The sequence below is a fragment of the Nocardiopsis sp. CNT312 genome (genome assembly GCF_000515115.1).
GTDB lineage: Bacteria > Actinomycetota > Actinomycetes > Streptosporangiales > Streptosporangiaceae > Nocardiopsis.
Genome location: NZ_AZXF01000016.1, coordinates 110,184 through 133,874 on the forward strand (window position 1 = coordinate 110,184; position 23,691 = coordinate 133,874).

A 23,691-nucleotide genomic window follows, 5' to 3' on the forward strand; every position below is an offset into this window, starting at 1 on the left:
ATCTCCGGGCCGCCCGTGGTCAGCGGCCGGAGGAGCGCCACCAGTGGGCGGCCACCAGCTCCGCAGCCAGGGGCTCCACCAGCAGGCTCACGTCGGGGTCCGTGTCGCCGGGATAGCGCACGGTCAGCTCCGCCCCCGGGACGCTCTCGCGCTCGGGGGCGGAGCCCACGGCCGCGAAGCGCCCCCGCAACTGCCCCAGGTGCTCGGCGAAGCGCTCGTCGTAGGCCGAGCCCGCGAACAGCAGCGCGCGGTAGTCCGTCACCGCCGCCAGGTAGCGGTCGGTGTGCGACCACTCCCCGGTCTCGCGGGCGTGCGCCACCCGTACCGGGCCGCTGCGCACCACCCGGACCCCCTGGGCCGCCGACGCCAGCCGCTCGGCCGGAGCGACCATGTGCACGCCGTGTGGCGAGTCCAGCACCCGGGCCACCTCCGGCACCCACGCTTCGGCCTCCCGCAGCAGCGTCGCCGTGGCGTGGGCCGCCCGGTGCAGCAGCCCCGGGAAGTTGCCGCCGCCCCCCGCCGGGGCGCCCAGACGGTGCCCCAGCAGCAGGCCCAGCGCCATCGCGTGCTGGTAGGCGCGGCACCCCAGCCCCGCGGACTCCTCACCGGCGTGCAGCGGTACCACCAGGTCGGCGATCCGTGCCACCACCGCCCCCGGGTCCGGGGTGAGCACGATGACGGGGGAACGCGCCACGTACCGGTCCAGTACGGTGGCCAGCTCCCGCTGTCCGCCGCCCAGGCTCACCCCGACCACCAGGGTCTCGGGGCCAGCGGGGGGAGTCTCGGCGGACGAGGAGTGCTCGGCGCTCGCTGCGATCCCGGCCCGCCGCAGCCGCGCCGCGACCGTGGCGCACACGTGCCGCGCCGCACCCAGGCCCAGCAGGCGCACGGCGGCGGGCTCGTCGTCCAGCAGCGCGGGCAGCGCCGCGTACGGGTTCCAGCGCGGGAACCGGTCGGCGAGGGCGGTCAGGGACGCGGGTTTGCCCGCGAGGTCGGAGAGCAGGCGGTCGGCGGTCACAGGGCTCCCAGCGTGCGGGACCGGCGGATCGGTGACGGACCCACGAACTCTATCGAGGAGGTCGGCGCAGGCCGGACACGCGCCCGCCACACGGGCGCACCCCGGTGCACGGCCACGGTGCGGCGGCCATAATCTGGGGGCATGAGTGTCTCCAGCCTTGACCCGGGTATCGCCGCACGCCTGAAGCGGACCCCGGACGGACTCGTCCCCGCCATCGTGCAGCAGCACGACACCGGCGCGGTCCTCATGCTCGCCTGGATGGACGACGAGGCCCTGCACCGCACCCTCACCACCAAGGCCGCCACCTACTGGTCGCGCAGCCGGGGCGAGTACTGGGTCAAGGGCGCCACCTCCGGGCACACCCAGCGCGTGGTCTCGGTCGCCCTCGACTGCGACGGCGACACCCTCCTGGTCCGGGTCGACCAGACCGGAGCCGCCTGCCACACCGGCGACCCCACGTGCTTCGACGCGGGGCGGCTCCTGTGAGTCCCACCGCGGCCGTCAAGCCCGCGGGCCGCGAGTTCGGTGCCGCGATACTGGTCCTGGCAGCAGGGGGCGGGCTCCTGCTCGCCTCGGCCGGACGGACCTGGGTGACCGGGGAGGCCGGGGCGTCCGGGCCGGTCGCCGCCATGGCCGTGGACGTCACCGGTGGCGATCTCAGCGGGGTCATGGCCGGTGTCGGCTGGGCCGCGCTGGCCGGGACCGCGGGACTGTACGCCGCGCGCGGACCGGCGCGCCGCCTGGTGGGGGCGCTTCTCGCCCTCGGCGGGGTGTTCGCGCTGGTCCAGGTGTGGAACGCTACCCGCTCCGGAGCCCTCGCCGCTGCCCTGGCCGACGCGGCCGGCGGTGCCGCCGGCGCGGCGCGGGCGGTGGGCGAGCCGGTGCTGCACGCCACCGGGCCGGCCATGGCAGCGGCCGGAGCGGTGGCCGTCGCGGTCGCCGGAGCCGCCGCTGTGATCAGGGCAACCCTCTGGCCCGGTATGGGCAGCAGGTACGATCGGGACGCCGCACCGAGTTCGACCAGGGCGGACACCCCCGCCGACCTGTGGCGGTCCCTGGACGCCGGTGACGACCCCACTCTCGACGCCCGCGGTGGCGTGAGCGAGCCTGAGCGCTCCCCCGCTGAGGGCGGCACCACACCAGCACCGCTGGCGTCAGGGCCAGCCGAACCGAAGGAGAACCACTGATGGCCGACGCGCACCACGAAGAACACGAGGACCACGGCAATACCGTCTCCGCCTGGTTCCTCACCGTGTCCTGGATCGTCGCCTGGTCCGTCGCCGGGGCCGCGATCATCATGGGCGGGGGGCTGGTTCTGTGGACCGGCCTCGCCCTCGGTGCCAGCGTGGTGTTCGCGGTCATCGCCGGTCTCCTGAAGCGGGCCGGCCTGGGCCGCAAGGAGCCGCGCCCGGTGCCGCCCACGCGCGAGCAGTGGGAGGCGGCCCGGGCCTCCGAGGGGACCAAGGGCACGGACGAGGTCCGCGAGGTCGCCGCTTCCGCGGGCCGGGCCTGAACGGAGCGGAACCGGAAACCCCCAGTTCGTAGCGCGTGCGGAGCGGGGCATGGACGCAGGGCCGGTGGGAAGGGTAGATTCTTTCCGCCGGTCCGTCGCGTTGTGTCGGGTTCCGTCTGCGCGATTCGTGCCGATGTGGCATGATCTCCACCTTCGGTCACACGTGTACCGGTTTCCCGACCATGCCCCCAGTTGGGTTGGCGCGCACCCCGTGTGCGCCGTGACGACCCCTACTCAGGAAAGTTGTACCGATCATGAGCTACGGTCCCCCGCCCCCTGGCAACCCCGGCCCGCCCCCCGGCGGCTACGGCCCTCCCGCGGGCGGCCCCGCCGGTGAGCGCCCGAAGAACTACCTGGTGCACAACATCCTGGGCATCTTCGGCTGCACCATCGTCGGTATCATCGGCCTGGTCTTCTCGCTCCAGGTCAACAGCAAGTGGGACTCCGGCGACTACGCCGGCGCCCAGTCCGCTGCGGGCACCGCCAAGATCCTCGGCATCATCAGCCTGGTCTCCTTCATCCTCGCGGTGATCTTCTGGATCGTCTACATCGTGTTCGTGGTTCTGGTGCTGGGTGCCTCCACCGCCACCACCACATACGGCTACTGAGCGGCCCGGATGCGGGGACCGAGCCCCGGGACCCCTCCCGGGGCTCGGTCCGGCCAAGGAGTGCCTATGCTGGTGCGCATGGAGGCTCCACCCCCGCCCCGCCCCGCCGACCCGGTACTGCCCGGCCCCTTCGGGCGAGCCGAACACGCCGTGACCCGGCTGCTCGCACGCCTGCACCCGGTCGTGCTCCCCGCGGGGGTCGGTGCCCTGGGTCTGGCCGGCGCTACGCTGCTCCACCTCGTCGACCCGGGCGAGCCCGGGAACTACCCCGCCTGCCCGTGGCTGGCGCTCACCGGGACCTACTGCCCGGGCTGCGGTTCCATGCGTGCCGTCGCGCTCCTCACACACCTGGACCTCACCGCCGCGATCAGTATGAACCCCCTGCTCTTCCTGCTGGCGCCCGTGCTCGTATGGGCCTACGCCGGTTGGTTCGCGAGGGCCGTGAGACCGTCCCAGGCGGTTCCTGAACCGACCCCCACCTGGTTCCTGTGGGCGGTGGTCATCGCCGTCTTCGCCCACTGGATCCTGCGGAACCTGCCCTGGTTCGACTTCCTGGCACCGGGAGTCCCCCTCTTCCCCGGCTGGTGACCTCCCCCGTACACCCCGCCGCCCACCCCCGCGCAAAGCAGGAGCAGTGAGCTGCGGGCCCCTCACCCCGGCGGCCACGGCACCGGCGGATACGGTGTTCCCGGGACCGGTTGCGCCATGCGGCCCGCCCCCGGCCAGATCGCCCAAGACCTACGTGCCGCACGAGAGCGTCGGTATCCTCGGGTGCCTCTCGGTACTGCGCATCATCGGCCTCCCCACGTCGGCGGCAAGTGGCGCATGGGCGACGACCAGGGCGTCCAGGAGGCCGCCGAGGCCATGGGCGCCCTCGGCGTCGTCGGGCTCGTGCCGCCGGTGCTCTGCCTACTTTTCCTCGTCGTCGTGTTCGTCCTCGCGGCCACAGGTGGCCGTGGGCGAGTACCGAGATCCGGGTTCTGGGCAGGTTCGTACGACCACCGGCGGAACCGTGTGGTGTCCTTCGGAGTCCTAGGCGGTGCACGTCCGCTCCGGGGCTCGGCCCGGACACGGCCCTACCGGAAGGTTTCCCACATGAGCTACGGTCCTCCTCCGCCTCCCGGCGGCTACGGCACCGGCGGCTACCCCAGCCAGCGGCCCTACTTCGGCGAGCCGCCCAAGAACTACCTGGTGCACAACATCCTGGGCCTCTTCGGGTGCCTCTCGGTGCTGAGCATCATCGGCCTGGTCTTCGCCCTCCAGGTCGACAGCAAGTGGCGCATGGGCGACTACATCGGCGCCCAGGAGGCCGCCAGGACCGCCAAGACCATGGGGATCATCGGGCTCGTCGGCTTCATCCTCCTGATCGCGTTCCTCGTCGCGTACTTCCTTTTCTTCGTGTTCATCTTCGGCGTGGCGGTCACATCGCCTGCCACCTACTGACCCGGATCCCGACGCGCTGATCCGGGGGTGGCGACCCCCCGGGGCCCCGGAGGTCGATACGATGACCAGCGACATGGTGCGCGGGCGTCAAGGGCCGTCCCCGCGGCACGGTCGCGCCTGCCCCGTGCGTGCGACTTCCAACGGCCACATCACGAGGGAGCGGTAACTGGTGAGCGTGCTCGACGAGATCCTCGACGGAGTGCGCGCTGACCTGGCGCAGCGGCAGGAGGCCCTTCCCCTGGACCGCCTCAAGACCCGCGCCGAGTCGGTGCCCACTCCGTGCGACGCCGAGGCCGCCCTGCGCCGCCCCGGTGTCCAGGTGATCGCCGAGGTCAAACGTGCCAGCCCCTCAAAGGGCCCCCTCGCCCCCATCGCCGACCCCGCCGCCCTGGCCCGCGAGTACGAGGCCGGCGGTGCCGCCCTCATCAGCGTCCTCACCGAAGAGCGCCGATTCAAGGGCAGCCTCGCCGACCTGGAGGCCGTCCACAAGGCGGTCGACACACCGCTGCTGCGCAAGGACTTCGTGGTCAGCTCCTACCAGCTCTGGGAGGCCCGCGCCTACGGAGCCTCCGCCATCCTGCTCATCGTCGCCGCCCTGCCCCAGGAGGCCCTGGTCTCCCTGGTCGAGCGGGCGCGCACCCTCGACCTCACCCCCCTGGTCGAGGTCCACGACGAGGAGGAGGTCGAACGCGCGCTGGACGCCGGAGCGACCGTCATCGGCGTCAACGCCCGCAACCTCAAGACCCTGGAGGTCGACCGGGACACCTTCGCCCGGCTCGCCCCCCTCATCCCGGCCGACTGCGTCAGGATCGCCGAATCCGGGGTGCGCGGCCCGCACGACCTGCTGGCCTACGCCGGAGCCGGGGCCGGAGCCGTCCTGGTCGGCGAGAGTCTCGTCCGCGGGGGCAACCCCCGCGAGGCCGTCGCCGACCTGGTGACCGCCGGAGCCCACCCCGCCCTGCGCGACCGCGGCTAGAGTCGGACCCATGACGACCGTGCAGCCCCCGGCCGCCCGCCGACGGCGATGGCTCGGGTGCCCGCGGGGCTGACGGAAGTGCCGGAGGCGGGTTCGCGAGGAACGAGTGAACACGCCGTAGGTGCCGAAGGTTCCCGTGTTCGTAGGCACCTGAGCACGAACCGAAGCGGAGGTTCAAGAACACACGCCCCGGGGCCCGCACTCCGTGCCGTACGCGTGAGCGGCGGGTTCCCGACACCGCGTTGACCCATCCGACCGCGCCGCAGAGGCGGCGCACGGCCGGTCGGCGCGCCCGCCCCGCGGCACGCGGCCGCAGGGCGCGCACCCCGGTCGGCCCCGTCACAGGAGACCTGAACCATGAGCCACGCTGACCCCGTGCCCGACGCACGCGGGCACTACGGCCGCTACGGGGGCCGCTTTGCCCCCGAAGCACTCATCGCCGCCCTCGACGAGGTCGCCGCCGAGTGGGACAAGGCCCGCCAGGACCCCGACTACCGCGCCGAACTCGACGAACTCCTGCGCAGCTACACCGGACGGCCCAGCCCGCTCACCGACGCGCGCAACTTCTCCGAGCACTGCGGCGGAGCACGGATCCTCCTCAAACGCGAGGACCTCAACCACACCGGCTCCCACAAGATCAACAACGTGCTCGGCCAGGCCCTGCTCACCAAGCGGATGGGCAAGACCCGCGTCATCGCCGAGACCGGAGCCGGACAGCACGGCGTGGCCACCGCCACCGCCTGCGCCCTCCTCGGCCTCGACTGCGTCGTCTACATGGGGGAGGAGGACACCCGCCGCCAGGCCCTCAACGTCGCCCGCATGCGCATGCTCGGTGCCGAGGTCGTCCCCGTCACCATCGGCAGCCGCACCCTCAAGGACGCCATCAACGAGGCCTTCCGCGACTGGGTGGCCAACGTCGAGACCACCCACTACCTCTTCGGCACCGTCGCCGGGCCGCACCCCTTCCCGAAGCTGGTGCGCGACCTGCACTTCGTCGTCGGCGAGGAGGCGCGCGCACAGGTCCTGGAACTGACCGGCAAGCTGCCCGACGCCGTCGCCGCCTGCGTGGGCGGCGGCTCCAACGCCATCGCGATCTTCGCCGCCTTCATCCCCGACGAGGGCGTCGCCCTGCACGGCTTCGAGGCCGGGGGAGAGGGCGCGCACACCTCCAGGACCGCGGCCTCCATCACCGCCGGGGCCCCCGGCGTGTTCCACGGCGCCCGCACCTACGTCCTCCAGGACGAGTTCGGGCAGACCTTGCCCAGCCACTCCATCTCCGCCGGACTCGACTACCCGGCGGTCGGCCCCGAACACGCCCACCTGGCCGACACGGGACGCGCCTCCTACGAACCGGTCACCGACGCCGAGGCCATGGAGGCCTTCCGGCTGCTGTGCCGCACCGAGGGCATCATCCCCGCCATCGAGAGCGCCCACGCCCTAGCCGGGGCGCGCAAGCTCGGTGAGCGGCTCGGTCCGGAGGCCGTCATCCTGGTCAACCTCTCCGGGCGCGGCGACAAGGACGTGGACACGGCGGCGGCCTACTTCGGCCTCGTGGAGGGAGACGCGTGAGCACCCTGCAGAGCACACTGGCCCAGGCGCGGTCCGAGAACCGCGCGGCCCTGATCGGCTACCTGCCCGCGGGCTTCCCCGACACGGCCTCCTCCATCAGGGTCGTCGAGGCCATGGTCGAGGGCGGCTGCGACGTCATCGAGGTCGGCCTGCCCTACTCCGACCCCATGATGGACGGCCCCACCATCCAGAGGGCCGCCGACCGCGCCCTGGCCGCCGGGACCACCACCGAGGAGGTTTTCCGCGTGGTCGAGGCGACCGCCGCCACCGGGGCCGCAGCCGTCGTCATGTCCTACTGGAACCCGATCGAGCGCTACGGCGTGGAACGCTTCGCCGAGCGGCTCGCCAAGGCGGGCGGGGCCGGGGTGATCACCCCCGACCTCATCCCCGAGGAGGCCGACGCCTGGAGGGCCGCCTCCGAGCGGTCCGGCCTCGACCGGATCTTCCTCGTCGCGCCCTCCTCCACCGACGAGCGGCTGGCGCTCACCACCGGGGCGTGCAGCGGGTTCGTCTACGCCGCCTCGCTCATGGGCGTCACCGGCACCCGCACCCAGGTCGCCGACACCGCCGAGACGCTGGTGCGGCGCACCCGCGAGGTGACCCGCGCGTCCGGACTGCCGGTGTGCGTGGGCCTGGGTATCTCCACCGGAGCCCAGGCCGCGGAGGTCGCCGCCTACGCCGACGGCGTGATCGTCGGCGCCGGGTTCTGCCAGCGGGTGCTGGACGCCCCCGACCTGGAGACCGGGCTCATCGCGGTCCGCTCCTTCGCCGAGGAGCTCGCCGCCGGGGTGCGCTCGCGGGGCTGACGCCGTGCGGCGGGCCGCTCCGAGCGGCCCGCCGCCCACGGGGGACCCCGCGGCGTGTGCCTGTCCGGGCCGGGTAGGGTCGCGGCGCGGCACCCGACCCGGTTCTGCGCATCCCCCGGGGCCAGTAGGATCGGTGTGTCACTCCGGGCGAGCGTTCGTTCGCCGCGAGTCACGCAACCACCCGGTCATCCCGCTTCCCGAAGGCCACACGATGATGGACACAGGCGACACCCCCGCCGAGGACCTCCACGAGGACACCCCGACCCCGTCCCGCTGGGAGACGGTCCAGCCCTGGCTCACCCTCGCCTGCCGGGTGGGCCTCGCCGCCGTCCTCATCCTCGCCGCGGTCACCAAGTACCCGCCCGCGATGTCGGTCCAGGCCGTGGAGGCCTACGACCTCTTCCCCGCCGACATCGCCCGCCTCATCGGCTACACCCTCCCCCTCTTCGAACTCGCGCTGGCCCTGCTCCTCCTCGCCGGGCTCGCCACGCGCTACGTCGGAGCCGCCAGCGCCCTGCTCATGCTCGTCTTCATCGCCGGGATCGTCTCGGCCATGGCCAGGGGACTCAACATCGACTGCGGCTGCTTCGGCGGCGGCGGCCAGGTCGCCCCCGAGGACACCCGGTACGGCCTGGACATCGCCCGCGACATCGCCTTCATGGCCATGGGCGCCTTCATCGCCCTCTGGCCGCGATCGCCCTTCGCACTCGACCGAGTCCTTGGAGTTTTCCGGTGACGCACGACCAGACGCAGAAGAGGGAAGAGAGCATGGGCAGTGAAGCGCGCCGACGCTCACGCGAGCGGCTCAGGCAGCAGCGGGAGAAGGACCAGCGTGCCGCCGCACGCAAGCGCGGCCTCACCGTCGCCCTGATCGCCGTCGGTGTCGTCGCCCTCGTCGTCGGGGTCGGCTACGTCATCCTCAACCTCGACAGCAGCGGCGCCGACTACGACGGCGGCCTCGCCCCGCAGACCCTCCAGGCCGACGGCAGCGTCGTCATGGCCGAGCCCGGCGCCCAAGCGCCCGTCGTCGAGGTCTACGCCGACTACCAGTGCCCCGCCTGCCGCCAGTTCGAACTGCTCAACGGCGACCTCCTCCAGGAGAAGGCCGCCCTGGGCGAGGCCATCGTGCAGTTCCGTCCCGTGAGTATCTTCGCCCGGCAGCCCGAACCCATCAGCGGCAACTCCCTGCGGGCCGGCGCCGCAGCCCGGGCCGCCGCCGACCACGGCGTCTTCGTCCAGTACAACGACCTGCTCTTCGAGAACCAGCCCACCGAGGGCTCCGAGGGATTCACCCCCCAGCAGCTCAAGGAGCTGTTCGCCGAGACCGACGCCCCCGAGGGGGCGGCCGCCGGGTTCGACGAGCGCGTCGACGCCGAGGCCGAGACCGTCGACCGCTTCACCGGCGAGTTCCTGCCCGCCCTCACCGCCGACGCCGTCGAGGAGTTCGGCCAGGATGAGGTGGCCGCCATGCCCCTCACCGACCTGCTCGACTGGGGTGCCGACAACGGGCACGACCCGTCCTTTCTGGAGGGGACCTACACCGGCGAGACCATCGAGGCCACCGGGAACGCCTACACTCGCTACAGCGGAGAGAACGCCTTCCGCGCCACACCCTCCGTCTACATCAACGGTGAGCTGCTCGACAACACCACGACCATGACCGTCCGCGGGCTCCGCGGCGCGATCGACGACGCGGCTCCCGGCGAGGTCGAGACCGAGCCGTTGACCGACGGGGGCGGCACCGACTAGCCCTCCCTGACGACACCCCCGAACCCGGGGCGAACCCGAGAGCAGAGCAGTGACACCGTTGTCGACAGCCTCTGGGGGCACGGCCGAGTACGGCCGTGCCCTCGCGGCCATCCCCAGTCCCCAGGTGAACTCGATCCACCTCTTCGGCCCCTTCGAGATCCACTTCTACGCCCTGTGCATCCTGGCAGGCGTCATCACCGCCGTGTTCTGGAGCGAACGCCGCTGGGCCGCCATGGGGGGTGAGAAGGGCACCATCCTGGACATGGCCGTGTGGGCCGTCATCCTCGGCCTCATCGGCGGACGGCTCTACCACGTCATCAGCGACGCCCAGCTCTACTTCGGCCCCGGCCGCGACCCCGTCCAGGCCCTGTACGTGTGGAACGGCGGGCTCGGCATCTGGGGCGCCATCCCGATGGGTGCCCTCGGCGTCTGGCTGGTCGCCCGCAGGCGCGGACTGTCCATGTCCAAGCTCTCCTTCGCCATCGCCCCCACCATCCCGCTCGCCCAGGCCCTGGGACGCTGGGGCAACTACTTCAACCAGGAACTGTTCGGTGCCCCCACCGACCTGCCCTGGGCCCTGCGCATCGACCCCTACCCCGACGGCGGACTGCGGCCGGGCATGACCCCCGGCGAGTTCACCTACCACCCCACGTTCCTCTACGAGTCCCTGTGGTGCCTGGGCCTGGCCGTCCTCCTCGCCTACCTGGGACGCCGCTTCGAGCACCGGCTGGGCGGCGGACGCCTCTTCGCCCTCTACATCATGGGCTACTGCGTCGGCCGGTTCTGGATCGAGTACCTGCGGGTGGACCCGGCCAACGACTTTTTCGGGCTTCGCCTGAACAACTGGACCTCCATCGTGGTCTTCCTCGGCGCCCTCGCCTACTTCCTCTGGGCCGGCCGCCGCCTGGACTCCTTCTCCACCGCCGTCGTCCCGCACGGCCACGATGCCGGAACCCAGGTGTTCGGCGCCACAGCTGCGGGTGAGACGGCCGACGACGGAACCGTCTACAGCGCCGTGGACACGGAGGGGACGGGCTCCGGCACCGACGGCGGCGACCCCGCCGAGGCCGGAACGGAATATCACCCGACCCCTGAGCGATCTAGTAGCCAGGGTTCGACGGAGCAGGGCGCCGACGAAGGCGCCGCCGACGCAGGCACGGAAGACGACTCCAGGTCGAAGCCCGAGTAACCAGGGCCACCCGAACATCCCATCCGGCCGACCGGGCCCGTGTCCGGTCCGCCGCGGGGTGTCTCCTGTACCTACCGAGCAGACCACGGGTTGACGATTGAGAAGAACCGTGAGCAGAGCTGAGTCCGTGTCAGACCGACGAGCCCACCGCGCCGACGAGGCCTCCGACTACGACCCCAACGAGGACTTCTCCGCCGAGTACGGCCACACCCGCACGGGTACCGGATCGCGGCGCCGCTCCGCGCGGGAGGACGCCTCCGGAACCGGAGGGCGCCGCAGGTCCCGGGGGTCCCGCCGCAAGAGCTCCGGCCCCGCCAGGGCTGCCAAGGCCGCCCGCGCCGGAACGGACAGGGCCTCGGCCTTCTCCGCCTCGGCCATCAAGCGCGTCTCCGTGCTCAAGGACCGGCCCAACCAGATCGTGTACACGCTCGCCGAACAGAACCGGCGCAAGCGCGGCACCGCCGTCCTGACCACCCTCTTCGGAGCCTTCGGGGTCGCCCTGCTCGTCCTCCTGGGCCTGTTGGTCTACCAGCTCTTCAGCGGGCCGGGTGGCGCCCTCGTCGACGGCGAGGACGTCATCGCCGCCCCGCCCGAGGGCCACAGCACCCTCACCCCGCAGCAGTTCCGCGCCGAGCCCAACAACGGGGACACCTTCGGCCCCATCGCCGAGCGCCCCGAGGACGCCGAACCGATGACCGAGGAGGCCGTCTTCGGCGGTGCCGAGGACGTCGAGGTCAACGGGATGACGCTCCAACTCGACGAGGGCCGGGTCACCGACTCCTGCACCTCCCTGGTGTGGGGCGAGGGCGTCGGCCAGAGCCTGATCGACGCCAACTGCTCCAGCGCCGCCACCGGCGTCTACACCGACTCCGAGGACCGCTACGTCGCCCAGGTGACGCTGTTCGACCTCGTCGACACCGAGAGCGCCCAGCGGGTGGCCGAGGCACTGGACCCGGGCAACGCCGAGTCCGGAGCCGGGTTCGTGCTCCCCGACACCGGCGACGCCCCCGGTCTGGAGGAGGGCTACAGCCAGGCCTCCACCCAGGTGATGGGCCACTACCTCGCCGTGTACTGGGTCGCGCAGACCGACGGCTCGGCGCCCGGCGACGACACCGACATGGCCACCCTGAGCGTGGCGGCCATGAACACCGTGCTGCTGCCCTACGAGCAGGTCGTGGCCGCCGGCCGGGAGGAGTAGCCGCTCGGACGCTCTACCTCCGCTCCCGGGCGTCCCGGTAAGATTCCGGACAGATCGCCCTAAGCGTGTTCGGGCCGGCCCCACCGTGTGGCCGGCCCGGACTCGTGGCGGGGCGCCGCCCGCATCCCCGTATCCTCCCAGTGGGGGAGGCGCTCGCGGGCCGCCCCGGTCCGTGCGCCGCGCGCGACCCGACCGACGTTCACACATTCGAGGCTCGATGTACCCGGAAAACAGGCGGTCCCTCCCGCAGGGTTCCGCGCAGGAACCAGCCGACCCGTCGGCGCCCCGGTCCTCGGGGCGGCGCAGGGACGACGTCCCCGACGGGTCCCCCGAGGGCACGCGTCCGGGCGGACGCCGCCGGGCCGGGGGGCGGAGGAAGCAGCGGAGCCGCCGCGGGCCCGTGATCGCCCTGGTGTGCGGACTGCTGGTCCTGGCCGTGGCCGCCGCGGGCGCCGTGGTCTACTTCGGCCCCTTCGACGGCGAGGGCGCCTCAGACGGCGAACCCGTACAGACCCGCCCCGAGGTGTACCGGACGGTGGACACCGGGCGCATGAACGAGGTGCTGGCCTCCCGGGAGGCCGACAACCGCCCCCTCAACGAGTCCGAGCTGTTCGAGCGGCACAACGCCGAGATCTCCAGCCAGGACATCGACTTCACCCTGCGCGACTCTGACCTCACCGAGGCCTGCGAGTCGGCGGTGTGGGGGCAGCAGATCGCCGACGTCCTGGCCTCCGCCGGATGCAGCCAGGCCGCCCGCGCCACCTACGTCTCCGACGACTACTTCGGCGTCACAGCGGTGTTCAACCTCGCCGACACCGAGGGCAGCCGCGACCTGGCCGCCGCGATGGCCGACCCCGAGGACGAGCCCCAGGCGGCGGCAGCCCGGGGCTTCGTGCTCCCGCCCTCCGGGGAGGCCCCCTTCGACCGCCTCGGCCAGGGCTACAGCGCGGCCGACGCGATCGTCAGCGGCCACTACCTCGTCGTGGTCTGGGTCCAGCCCGCCGACTCCGAATCCGTGGAAGAACGGGTGAGCCTGGCCGGACCGCTCGTGGCCCTGGCCAACGTCCGCGACCCGCTCTACCGGCGGATGGTGACCCTCGACGAGGGGACCACCGGGACCGGCGGGGCTGGGACCGGTGAGGACGCCGCCACGGACGGCACCGGCCTGGGGCAGTAGCCCCGCGCGGCCGGGCCGTGCGCGGCCCGGCCGCCCTCACCACTGGTGGTCGGCCTCCAACCGCAGCACCAGCTCCTCCGCCACGCCCGGAAGCGCCGCCAGCCGGTGCCCGGGCAGGTCCAGCAGCGTGTGCCCGGACAGCCACGACGGAGCGGAGGCCACCGCGTGCCGGGAGGAGCGCTTGTTGATCGGCCGCCCCGTCCAGGCCGCGGCCTCCGCAAGCCCGCCGCGCAGCGTCGCACGCACCATCCCGTGGGCCCGCTCCTGTACGTGGAGCAGGAGCCGATCGGCGGGTCTGTCCGGATCCGGACGCCGGGTCAGGCGTACCGCAGTCAGGTGGCGGCCGCCGAACCCCCGCAGGAAGCGCACCTCGAAGCGCGGTTCGACCAGGGCGCGCAGAGCCCGCTGCCCGGCCTGGTCCCGCACCGCCTCCGCGGAGGAGGGCACGACGGCGTACACCGTGTCGGAGGACGAGGCCAGGGCGGCCCGAGCCAGCAGGCGCTCCCACCCGCCCACGAGGTTGATCACCGCGTGCTCCGAAGCGGAGACGGGAGAGGACAGCCAGGTGGACAGCCGGACCCGTCCTGAGGCCTCCTCCCGCGGCCAGTCGCCGACCAGCGTCACCTCGGGCCGGCCCACCCCGCCGCCCAGGTCCGCCGACACCGCGTCGAGCACGCCCCGTGCCAGGTCGGCGTCCATACCGCCGCGCGCCTCCTTGGCGTTGGTGCCCTGGCTGTACACACGCGCCGAGTCGGAGGAGGCTCGGGCCGGAACCCGCGTCAGGGGCCGCAGGACGTACAGGTCGGAGGCGGCCCCGATCGACTCCGCCCCGTGGTAGTGGTTGAAGTCCGGCCACACCGCCTCCACCAGCAGGTCCATGCGCACCATCCGCGCCTGCGTCGTGGCCGCCAGACGCGGTGTGGTCTCGCTTGCCCCGTAGGCCACCAGGACCCTGCCCCGGCGCGGATCGGCCATCCCCTCCAGACCGCGCCGTACGAACAGCTCGACCCCGTCCGGGGTGTAAGGCGGATCGGTGAAGACCACGTCGGCGCAGCCGTGCAGTGTGGAGGGCAGCCCCAGCCGCAGGTCCGCGAAGTGGGTGCGCACGATGAGCCCCTCCTCGGCCGCCACGGCGTCTATGTGGGCCAGAACGCGCTCGTCCACGTCCACCACCTCCACACGCGTGCCCGGGGAGACCAGCGCCACGGCGATCGAGGTCAGGTCGTGGTCGCCCACGCACAGGAGGGTGCGGTCGCTCAGGTCGAACCGGGTGTTGAGCAGTAGTGCGCGCCGCAGCGCGGTGTGCGCGGTCGCCGCCACGTGGTCCAGGTCCAGGTCGGAGGCGGGCGCCTGGCGCACCGCCCGTGTCAGGACGGTCGCCGCGCGGGCGTAGAGCGGGAGTAGGTGCGCCACCGGGTCGGCGAGTTCGTCACCCGCGGCGCCGTAGTAGTCGGCGGGGCGCAGCAGCCGCACCCTGCGCTGGCCGTCACCCGTCTCGGCGTCCAGCTCCTCGGCCTCGCGCAGATCCCGTAGTACGGCGGTAACCACGGAGTGGGCGACGGAACAGGCCCGGACGAGGTCGTCGGCGCTCCACCACCGGCCGTCGGAGAGCCGGGCCAGGATACGGCGGACACGCGGAGCGTCCACGCCGTAGCCCAGCAGCACACGCCGCGCTGCCTCGGGAAGCAGGCCGGTGCCGCCGTCGCGGACCGTCTGCGGTGGGCTGTGGGCCTTCGTGCGCTGATTCACGGCTCCTGGTTCCTCCGGGCCGGGGGATGTTGGGTGTCCTGGCATACACCGATCGTCCCACGTGTGCGGCCCCGGGCCGTAAGGCGCAGGTCAGGGCGGTTCGGTCCGATGAGGGAGATATCACTCGGCGCTGGGCGGGGGGCCGCTTGGAGGCGGCGTTAACACCCAGGTAATGTGGACACACGGCACGTCGTGCTCACGTTCCGTACGTATGAACCCGGCGCTGGGTTGGGTTTTTACCCGCTTTGTTGGGTTTAGCAGGGTTTCCTAGTGGAAAAACCGGCTAGGCCAGCTCTCATCGGAAGAACACGCTCCGAGAGGGACACCGGTGCCGCCCCCACCGCGGGGGGCGCACCCTGGGAACAAGACCGCGAACCACAGCGTCACATGGTCTAGACCTGCGATTCGCTCGCATCCGGACCAGCCTGTATAAGAGAACCTGCCCGCACACGGGAACCGCCCGCCACCGGTGCCACGAGGACGTGGCCGCGAGCCCGGAAGCGGAGAAACGGCACCCCCGGTAGCGGGAGGCCGCCCCGCAGCGGCCACGAACGAAGACTCACGCAGCAGGGCCAACGTCGTCCCGGATGCGCTTTACGAAGCCGACGCAAGACGACTGGAGGGTAGATGCCTGCTGCTCAGGTGCGGCGTTCGTCCGTCCGAACGAACCCGGAAAACCCGTCCCAGGGCCTGTACGACCCCGCCTTCGAGCACGACGCCTGCGGTGTGGGCTTCGTCGCCGACCTCAACGGCCGCCGCAGCCACGACACCGTCCAGAAGGCGCTCACCGTCCTGCGCAACCTCGACCACCGAGGCGCGGCCGGTGCGGACCCCGACGACGGTGATGGCGCGGGCATCCTCACCCAGGTCCCCCACGACCTCTACACCGAGGTCTGCGACTTCCCGCTCCCCGACGCCGGCGCCTACGCCACCGGCATCGGATTCCTTCCCGCCGACGCCGCCGAGCGCGCCGACGCCGTCCAGCGCATCAACAGCATCGCCGCCGAGGAGGGCCTCACCGTCCTCGGCTGGCGCGAGGTGCCCTTCGAACCCCAGTACTGCGGTCCCGCCGCCCGCCAGGTCATGCCCTCCTTCCAGCAGCTGTTCCTCAGCGGCACCGAGGGCACCCCCACCGAAGGCCTCACCGGCATCGAACTGGAGCGCTACGCCTACTGCGTCCGCAAGCGCTCCGAACACGAGGCCGACGTCTACTTCCCGAGCCTGTCCCCGCGCACCATCGCCTACAAGGGCATGCTCACCACCCCGCAGCTGGAGCCGTTCTTCCCCGACCTCTCCGACCGGCGCTACACCTCCGGCCTGGCCCTGGTCCACTCCCGCTTCTCCACCAACACCTTCCCGTCCTGGCCGCTCGCCCACCCGTTCCGCTACGTCGCCCACAACGGTGAGATCAACACCGTCAAGGGCAACCGGAACATGATGCGCGCGCGGGAGGCCAAGCTCGCCACCGACCTCATCCCCGGCGACCTCGAACGCATCTTCCCCATCGTCGACCCCGACGACTCCGACACCGCCTCCTTCGACGACGCCCTGGAACTGCTCCACCTCGGCGGCCGCTCCCTGCCCCACTCGGTGCTCATGATGATCCCCGAGCCGTGGGAGAACCACACCGAGATGGACCCGGCCGTCCGGGCGTTCTACGAGTTCCACTCCACCCTCATGGAGCCCTGGGACGGGCCCGCCTCCGTCTCCTTCACCGACGGCACCGTCGTCGGCGCCGTCCTGGACCGCAACGGCCTGCGCCCCGGCCGCTACTGGGTCACCGACGACGGCTTCGTCGTCCTGGCCAGCGAAGCGGGCGTCCTCGACATCGAGCAGTCCACCGTCGTCCGCAAGGGCCGCCTCCAGCCCGGCCGCATCTTCGTCGTCGACACCGCCCAGGGCCGCATCATCGAGGACGAGGAGCTCAAGGCCGAACTCGCCGCGCAGCACCCCTACCAGGAGTGGATCGACAACGGTCTCGTCCGTGTCGGCGACCTGCCCGCGGCCGACCCCGACCCCGTCACCGACCTCAAGCTCCACCAGCAGGTCTTCGGCTACACCGAGGAGGAACTGCGCATCCTCCTCACCCCCATGGCCCGCACCGGTGCCGAACCCATCGGCTCCATGGGCACCGACACACCCGTCGCCGCCCTCTCCGAGCGCTCGCGCCAGCTCTTCGACTACTTCTCGCAGAACTTCGCGCAGGTCACCAACCCGCCGCTCGACGCCATCCGCGAGGAGATGGTCACCAGCCTGTCCACCCTCCTGGGTGCCGAGGGCAACCTCCTCCAGGCCGAGGCCGGCGACACCCGACGCCTCGTCCTGCCCACACCCGTCGCAGACCAGGCACAGCTCGCCGCCATCGTCGCCGCGGGCCGGGACAACCCCGCCCTGAAGACCTTCACCGTCGACGGCACCTACCCCGTCGACGGCGGCGGCGACGCGCTCTCCGCGCGCCTCGACGAGATCAACGCCGAGGTGTCGGCGGCCATCGCCGACGGCGCCCGCATCCTCGTGCTCAGCGACCGCGGAACGGACGCACAGCGCGCCCCCGTCCCGTCCCTGCTGCTCACCGGCTCCGTCCACCACCACCTCGTCCGCGAGAAGACCCGCACCGAGGTCGGCCTGCTCGTCGAGGCCGCCGACGTCCGCGAGCCCCACCACGTGGCGCTGCTCATCGGCTACGGCGCCTCCGCAGTCAACCCCTACCTCACGCTGGCCACCGTCGCCGACCTGGTCGAGCGCGGCGTCATCGGCGGTATCGACACCGACAAGGCCGTGGCCAACATCGTCAAGGCGTTCGGCAAGAGCGTCCTGAAGATCATGTCCAAGATCGGGGTGTCCACCGTCAGCTCCTACACCGGAGCCCAGATCTTCGAGGCCCTCGGCCTCGGCGCGGACGTCATCGACCGCTGCTTCACCGGCACCACCTCCCGCCTGGGCGGCGTCGGCTTCGACGTCCTCGCCGAAGAGGTCGCCCTCCGCCACCGCCGCGCCCACGACGCCAACCCCACCGCCCACCGGCGCCTGGAGGTCGGTGGCGAGTACCAGTGGCGCCGCGAGGGCGAACCGCACCTGTTCAGCCCCGAGACCGTCTTCAAGCTCCAGCACTCCACCCGTACCCGCAAGTACGAGATCTTCAAGGAGTACACCTCCAAGGTCGACGACCAGGCCGAGAAGCTCATGACCCTGCGCGGCCTCTTCCGCCTCAAGGAGGGCGTGCGCGAACCCGTCCCCCTCGACGAGGTCGAGCCCGTCTCCGAGATCGTCAAGCGCTTCTCCACCGGAGCCATGTCCTACGGCTCCATCTCCGCCGAGGCCCACGAGACCCTCGCCATCGCGATGAACCGCCTCGGCGGCAAGTCCAACACCGGCGAGGGCGGCGAGGACCCCGACCGCTTCACCCGCGACGCCAACGGCGACCTGCGCCGCAGCGCCATCAAGCAGGTCGCCTCCGGCCGCTTCGGTGTCACCTCGCACTACCTGTCCAACGCCGACGACATCCAGATCAAGATGGCCCAGGGCGCCAAGCCCGGCGAGGGCGGCCAGCTCCCCGGCCACAAGGTCTACCCGTGGGTGGCCCGGACCCGTCACTCCACCCCCGGCGTCGGCCTCATCTCGCCGCCGCCCCACCACGACATCTACTCCATCGAGGACCTCGCCCAGCTCATCCACGACCTCAAGAACGCGAACCCCTCCGCTCGGGTCCACGTCAAGCTGGTCTCCGAAGCGGGCGTGGGAACCGTCGCCACCGGCGTGTCCAAGGCCCACGCCGACGTCGTCCTCATCTCCGGCCACGACGGCGGCACCGGTGCCTCGCCGCTGAACTCCCTCAAGCACGCCGGCACGCCCTGGGAGCTCGGCCTGGCCGAGACCCAGCAGACCCTGCTGCTCAACGGCCTGCGCGACCGCATCGTCGTCCAGACCGACGGCCAGATGAAGACCGGCCGCGACGTCATCGTCGCCGCCCTGCTCGGTGCCGAGGAGTACGGCTTCGCCACCGCGCCCCTCGTCGTCTCCGGCTGCGTCATGATGCGCGTCTGCCACCTCGACACCTGCCCCGTCGGTGTCGCCACGCAGAACCCGACCCTGCGCGAACGCTTCTCCGGCAAGGCCGACTACGTCGTGAACTTCTTCGAGTTCATCGCCCAGGAGGTCCGCGAGTACCTCGCCCAGCTCGGCTTCCGCAGCCTCGACGAGGCCATCGGCGCCGTCGACCTCCTCGACACCGCCGAGGCCGTCGACCACTGGAAGGCCCAGGGTCTGGACCTGCGGCCCATCCTCCACGAGGTCGAACCGTGGGCCGGCGACCACCGCCTGCGCACCCGTGACCAGGAGCACGGTCTGGAGAAGGCCCTGGACAACACCCTCATCCAGCTCGCCGAGGGTGCCCTGGACTACGCCCAGCCCGTCACGCTGGAACTGCCGGTACGCAACGTCAACCGCACGGTCGGCACCATGCTCGGCCACGAGGTCACCAAGCGCCACGGCGCCGACGGCCTGCCCGACAACACCATCGACATCACCTTCACCGGATCGGCCGGACAGTCCTTCGGTGCCTTCGTGCCCAGGGGTGTCACCCTCCGGCTCCACGGCGACGCCAACGACTACGTCGGCAAGGGCCTGTCCGGCGGACGCATCACCGTGCGTCCCGACACCGCCTCGCGCCTGGTCGCCGAGGACCACATCATCGCCGGAAACGTCATCGGCTACGGCGCGACCTCCGGAGAGATCTTCCTCCGCGGCATCGCCGGCGAACGCTTCTGCGTCCGCAACTCCGGTGCCACCGCCGTCGTCGAGGGCATCGGCGACCACGGATGCGAGTACATGACCGGCGGACGCGCCGTCATCCTCGGACGCACCGGCCGCAACTTCGCCGCCGGCATGTCCGGAGGCGTCGCCTACGTCCTCGACCTCGACGCCGAGCGCGTCAACGGCGAGATGGTCGACATCGAGGAACTCACCGACGAGGACCGCGCGTTCCTCACCGACGTCCTCACCCGCCACCGCGCCGAGACCGGATCGGCCGTCGCCGAACGGCTCCTCGACGCCGGCCCGGCCGGACTCGCCCGCATCGCCAAGGTCATGCCGCGCGACTACAAGAGGGTCCTGCTCGCCCAGGCCGAGGCCGAACGAGAGGGCCGCGACGTCAACGAGGCCGTCATGGCCTCCGCGCAGTCCTGAGCGTCAGCGAACACGAAAGGAGGAACGACCACCATGGCTGACCCCAAGGGTTTCCTGAAGATCACCGAACGCGAACTGCCCGCCCACCGCCCCGTGGACGTGCGTATCCAGGACTGGCGCGAGGTCTACGAGGACTTCGACCGGGGGACCGTCACCAAGCAGGCCTCGCGCTGCATGGACTGCGGCATCCCCTTCTGCCACAACGGCTGCCCGCTCGGCAACCTCATCCCCGAGTGGAACAACCTCGTCTACACCCACGACTGGGCCGAGGCGATCGAGCGCCTGCACGCCACCAACAACTTCCCCGAGTTCACCGGGCGGCTCTGCCCCGCCCCGTGCGAGTCGGCGTGCGTGCTCGGCATCAACCAGCCCGCCGTCACCATCAAGAACGTCGAGGTCTCCATCATCGACCGTGCGTGGGAGGAGGGCTGGGTCAAGCCCCTGCCCCCCGCCCTCCGCACCGGCAAGAAGGTCGCCGTCGTCGGCTCCGGCCCCGCCGGACTCGCCGCCGCCCAGCAGCTTACCCGGGCCGGCCACGACGTCACCGTCTACGAGCGCGCCGACCGCATCGGCGGTCTGCTCCGCTACGGCATCCCCGAGTTCAAGATGGAGAAGCGGCACATCGACCGCCGCCTCGCCCAGATGAGCGCCGAGGGCACCGCCTTCCGCACCGGTGTCGACGTGGGCGTCGACATCACCACCGACCAGCTCCGCGCCGAGAACGACGCCGTCGTCCTCACCGGCGGGGCCACCGCATGGCGCGACCTGCCCGCCAGCGGACGCGAGCTCAGGGGCATCTACCAGGCCATGGAGTACCTGCCCCTGGCCAACCGGGTGCAGGAGGGCGACTACGAGCAGCCGCCCATCAGCGCCGAGGGCAAGCACGTCATCGTCATCGGCGGCGGCGACACCGGCGCCGACTGCGTGGGCACCGCCCACCGCCAGGGCGCCGCCTCCGTCACCCAGCTCGAAATCATGCCCAAGCCCCCCGCCAAGCGCCCCGACCACCAGCCCTGGCCCACCATGCCGATGCTGTACAAGGTCACCAGCGCCCACGAGGAGGGCGGCAAGCGGATCTACTCCGTCAACACCCTGGAGTTCATCGGGGACGACGACGGCAACGTCCGCGCCCTCAAGCTCGTCGAGGTCAAGCGCACCGACAAGGGCTTCGAGCCCGTCGAGGGCACCGAGCGCGAGATCCCCGCCGACCTCGTCACCCTCGCCATGGGCTTTGTCGGCCCCCAGAAGGAAGGCATGATCGACCAGCTCGGCGTCGACCTCGACAACCGGGGCAACGTCGTCCGCGACGGGGACTACCACACCAGTGTCGACGGCGTCTTCTGCGCCGGCGACATGGGCCGCGGCCAGTCCCTCATCGTCTGGGCGATCGCCGAGGGCCGCTCCGCCGCCGCGAGTGTCGACCGCTACCTCGGACACGACAGCAGGCTCCCGGTCGCCATCCCGCCGACCGAACGCCCGCTCGTCTGACCCGCGCGGCGCCGGGTCCGGGATCCCTCCCGGGCCCGGCGCCGCCGTCTTCCCCGACTGTCGCCGTGACGTGGCGCGCTCGTGCCGGAATGCCGCCCCGGGAAGGGAAGGAGCTCGTCAAGGCAGAGGATTCGTTCAGGAGTGACGTAACAAACGCCCTGCTGTCCCTGGGCTCCACCCCCTCGCCCAGGTCGGACACATGAGGTGCCGCATCGTCGGGGAAGCGGCCATGGCGCTCCACACGGCCTTCCTCCTCTACGCGGCCCTCGGCGGCTTCCTCGCCTGGAAGTGGCCGCGCACCTTCTGGCCCCGCCTGTGCGTCGCCCTCTACGCCCTCGCCACCAGCATCGTCGGCGGCCCTGCCCCCTCACCCACGTGGAGAACTGGGGCCGTCGCCACGCCGGACGCGAACCCCTCGCCTCCGCCGGGTTGATCGACCACTACCTCACCGGTGCCCTCCAACCCCGGGGACCAGCCCGCCGCCGTCCAGATCGGTGCCGGAGCCGCCGTCGCCCTCTCCTGGGCCGGCCTCGCCGTCCCCGTCCTTCCGCCGACGCCGGGCCGCCGCGCAGGACCGGGAACCGGACCACACCTCCGACTGGGGCCGACGAGGGCGGCGGGCCGAAGCGGAGCGGAGACCCGAAGGAACACTGCCTAACCTGGAGGCATGGCCTACCACGTGCTCGCCCAGAGCGCGATGCTCCTGCACTTCGCGTTCCTGGCCTACGTGGCCCTCGGCGGCTTCCTCGCCTGGAAGTGGCCGCGCACCTTCTGGCCCCACCTGTGCGTCGCCCTCTACGCCCTCGCCATCACCCTCATCGGCTGGCCCTGCCCCCTCACCCACGTGGAGAACTGGGGCCGCCGCCACGCCGGACGCGAACCCCTCGCCCCCGCCGGGTTCATAGACCACTACCTCACCGGCGTCCTCTACCCCGACGCACACCTCATCACCGTCAAAACCGCCACAGCGCTTCTCGTCGCCCTCTCCTGGACCGGCCTCGCCACCCTCACACTGCACCGACGGGCACACCGCCCGCCCGGGTAAAGATCGTGGATATTGCCCGCCGAAGCATTCACCCCACCGGGCCCGCCGCCGTACCGTGAACACCATGACCGTCGTGACCTGGGACGCCTTCCGTGCTGCCGAACACTTCACCATGCGCAGCGCCAGACTCATCGACCGCCACCGCTTCGCCTACCACTTCCAGAACGGCCCGGCGGCACCCATCCGCTCCGCACTCGCCGCCTACCGCAACCTCGACGGCGGCTACGGCAACGGACTCGACCCCGACATGCGCGGCCACGCCAGCCAACCCGCGGCCACAGAACTGGCCCTCGCCCACCTCGACGAACTCGGCCCCATCCCGCACAACATCGGCTCCGGCATCTGCCGCTACCTCACCAGCATCAGCGGACCCGAAGGCAACATCCCCCACGCCCTGCCCACCATCCGCAACACCGAGGCCGCACCCTGGCTCCAAACCGGCGAACCCTACATCAGCTCACTCGGCGCCACCGCCGCCATCACCGCCTACCTGCATAAACACCGCATCACCCACCCCTGGCGCGACCTCGCCACCGCCTACTGCTGGAAACACATCGACTCCATGGGTTGGACCCACCCCGAAGAGGCCATCCGCATCTGCCACTTCCTCCAGCACGCACCCAACCGGCCCCGCGCCCTCCAAGCCATCAACCGCCTCTCCGCCATCATCCGCGCCGAATTCGACGAATACCCCACACCCGACAGCCGCACCCACACCCCCCTGGACCTCGCACCCAGCCCCGACCACATCGCCCGACCGCTCTTCACCCAGACCGTCATCGCCCACAACCTCGACACCTTCCAGCGGCAGCAGCGCCCCGACGGCGGATGGGACAGCCACCACGACACCTGGGACCCCGCCGCCACCATCGAACGCGAAGGCATGCTCACCATCCAGCGCCTGCGCGTCCTACGCGCCTACGGCCGCATCGGCACCCGCCTGCCCACCCCCCGAACCGACCCGTGACACCCGGCCGCA

General features: G+C 71.7%; 21 protein-coding genes. 19 read left to right on the plus strand and 2 right to left on the minus strand.

Annotation, left to right across the window (positions count from 1 at the left end):
• Nucleotides 1-19: 19 nt before the first annotated feature.
• Nucleotides 20-1,018 (minus strand): SIS domain-containing protein, encoded by a 999-nt coding sequence (locus B042_RS0107620; RefSeq protein ID WP_028647793.1) that lies wholly within the window; start codon nucleotides 1,016-1,018, stop codon nucleotides 20-22.
• A gap of 141 nt (nucleotides 1,019-1,159) precedes the next feature.
• On the opposite strand from B042_RS0107620, the gene hisI reads away from it, so the two are divergent.
• The 14 genes from hisI (at nucleotide 1,160) to B042_RS22295 (ending at nucleotide 13,246) form a co-directional block, all read left to right on the plus strand.
• Entirely contained in the window at nucleotides 1,160-1,504 is a 345-nt protein-coding gene (gene hisI, locus B042_RS0107625) for a phosphoribosyl-AMP cyclohydrolase (protein ID WP_028647794.1), read from the plus strand.
• Nucleotides 1,501-2,205, plus strand: coding sequence for a Trp biosynthesis-associated membrane protein (locus tag B042_RS0107630; RefSeq protein ID WP_028647795.1), 705 nt, complete (start codon nucleotides 1,501-1,503; stop codon nucleotides 2,203-2,205). Before hisI ends, B042_RS0107630 begins: the two co-directional genes overlap by 4 nt.
• Nucleotides 2,205-2,531 carry an HGxxPAAW family protein gene (locus B042_RS0107635; RefSeq protein WP_028647796.1) on the plus strand — a complete coding sequence of 109 codons (327 nt, stop codon included), beginning with the start codon at nucleotides 2,205-2,207 and terminating at the stop codon, nucleotides 2,529-2,531. Before B042_RS0107630 ends, B042_RS0107635 begins: the two co-directional genes overlap by 1 nt.
• A 254-nt stretch (nucleotides 2,532-2,785) precedes the next feature.
• Nucleotides 2,786-3,139 (plus strand): CD225/dispanin family protein, encoded by a 354-nt coding sequence (locus tag B042_RS0107640; protein ID WP_028647797.1) that lies wholly within the window; start codon nucleotides 2,786-2,788, stop codon nucleotides 3,137-3,139.
• 66 nt (nucleotides 3,140-3,205) lie between these two features.
• The gene (locus B042_RS0107645) at nucleotides 3,206-3,727 is read left to right on the plus strand and encodes a DUF2752 domain-containing protein (protein ID WP_231493867.1); all 522 of its coding nucleotides are present in this window, start codon (nucleotides 3,206-3,208) and stop codon (nucleotides 3,725-3,727) included.
• A gap of 507 nt (nucleotides 3,728-4,234) precedes the next feature.
• On the plus strand, nucleotides 4,235-4,582 hold the full coding sequence (locus B042_RS0107650) for a CD225/dispanin family protein (RefSeq protein ID WP_028647799.1): 348 nt from the start codon (nucleotides 4,235-4,237) through the stop codon (nucleotides 4,580-4,582).
• Nucleotides 4,583-4,751: 169 nt separating this feature from the next.
• Nucleotides 4,752-5,558, plus strand: a complete 807-nt coding sequence (gene trpC, locus B042_RS0107655; protein WP_028647800.1) for an indole-3-glycerol phosphate synthase TrpC — start codon at nucleotides 4,752-4,754, stop codon at nucleotides 5,556-5,558.
• 357 nt (nucleotides 5,559-5,915) lie between these two features.
• On the plus strand, nucleotides 5,916-7,127 hold the full coding sequence (gene trpB, locus B042_RS0107660) for a tryptophan synthase subunit beta (protein WP_028647801.1): 1,212 nt from the start codon (nucleotides 5,916-5,918) through the stop codon (nucleotides 7,125-7,127).
• Complete coding sequence (gene trpA / locus B042_RS0107665) at nucleotides 7,124-7,933, plus strand: tryptophan synthase subunit alpha (protein WP_036554253.1); 810 nt, start codon at nucleotides 7,124-7,126, stop codon at nucleotides 7,931-7,933. Before trpB ends, trpA begins: the two co-directional genes overlap by 4 nt.
• 214 nt (nucleotides 7,934-8,147) lie before the next feature.
• Nucleotides 8,148-8,669 carry a MauE/DoxX family redox-associated membrane protein gene (locus B042_RS0107670; protein ID WP_028647803.1) on the plus strand — a complete coding sequence of 174 codons (522 nt, stop codon included), beginning with the start codon at nucleotides 8,148-8,150 and terminating at the stop codon, nucleotides 8,667-8,669.
• A 32-nt stretch (nucleotides 8,670-8,701) separates the two neighbouring features.
• The gene (locus B042_RS0107675; protein ID WP_028647804.1) at nucleotides 8,702-9,682 is read left to right on the plus strand and encodes a thioredoxin domain-containing protein; all 981 of its coding nucleotides are present in this window, start codon (nucleotides 8,702-8,704) and stop codon (nucleotides 9,680-9,682) included.
• 49 nt (nucleotides 9,683-9,731) lie between these two features.
• Nucleotides 9,732-10,871, plus strand: a complete 1,140-nt coding sequence (gene lgt, locus B042_RS0107680; RefSeq protein ID WP_028647805.1) for a prolipoprotein diacylglyceryl transferase — start codon at nucleotides 9,732-9,734, stop codon at nucleotides 10,869-10,871.
• A 127-nt stretch (nucleotides 10,872-10,998) separates the two neighbouring features.
• Nucleotides 10,999-12,069 (plus strand): hypothetical protein, encoded by a 1,071-nt coding sequence (locus B042_RS0107685; protein ID WP_155988932.1) that lies wholly within the window; start codon nucleotides 10,999-11,001, stop codon nucleotides 12,067-12,069.
• Between the two features lie 400 nt (nucleotides 12,070-12,469).
• Nucleotides 12,470-13,246, plus strand: coding sequence for a hypothetical protein (locus B042_RS22295; protein WP_155988934.1), 777 nt, complete (start codon nucleotides 12,470-12,472; stop codon nucleotides 13,244-13,246).
• 36 nt (nucleotides 13,247-13,282) lie between these two features.
• Here the strand turns inward: B042_RS22295 and B042_RS0107695 are convergent, their stop codons facing one another.
• Nucleotides 13,283-15,040 (minus strand): bis-aminopropyl spermidine synthase family protein, encoded by a 1,758-nt coding sequence (locus tag B042_RS0107695; RefSeq protein WP_028647807.1) that lies wholly within the window; start codon nucleotides 15,038-15,040, stop codon nucleotides 13,283-13,285.
• Nucleotides 15,041-15,622: 582 nt separating this feature from the next.
• Between B042_RS0107695 and gltB the strand changes: the two genes are divergently transcribed.
• The 5 genes from gltB to B042_RS0107720 all read left to right on the plus strand — a co-directional run bounded on the left by gltB (nucleotide 15,623) and on the right by B042_RS0107720 (nucleotide 23,679).
• Entirely contained in the window at nucleotides 15,623-20,179 is a 4,557-nt protein-coding gene (gene gltB, locus B042_RS0107700; RefSeq protein WP_028647808.1) for a glutamate synthase large subunit, read from the plus strand.
• A 33-nt stretch (nucleotides 20,180-20,212) separates the two neighbouring features.
• Nucleotides 20,213-21,667 carry a glutamate synthase subunit beta gene (locus B042_RS0107705; protein WP_028647809.1) on the plus strand — a complete coding sequence of 485 codons (1,455 nt, stop codon included), beginning with the start codon at nucleotides 20,213-20,215 and terminating at the stop codon, nucleotides 21,665-21,667.
• 199 nt (nucleotides 21,668-21,866) lie between these two features.
• Entirely contained in the window at nucleotides 21,867-22,100 is a 234-nt protein-coding gene (locus B042_RS26425; RefSeq protein WP_394296893.1) for a DUF2784 family protein, read from the plus strand.
• 234 nt (nucleotides 22,101-22,334) lie between these two features.
• Nucleotides 22,335-22,712, plus strand: coding sequence for a DUF2784 domain-containing protein (locus tag B042_RS0107715; protein WP_028647810.1), 378 nt, complete (start codon nucleotides 22,335-22,337; stop codon nucleotides 22,710-22,712).
• Nucleotides 22,713-22,785: 73 nt separating this feature from the next.
• Complete coding sequence (locus tag B042_RS0107720; protein WP_028647811.1) at nucleotides 22,786-23,679, plus strand: hypothetical protein; 894 nt, start codon at nucleotides 22,786-22,788, stop codon at nucleotides 23,677-23,679.
• Nucleotides 23,680-23,691 lie beyond the last annotated feature (12 nt).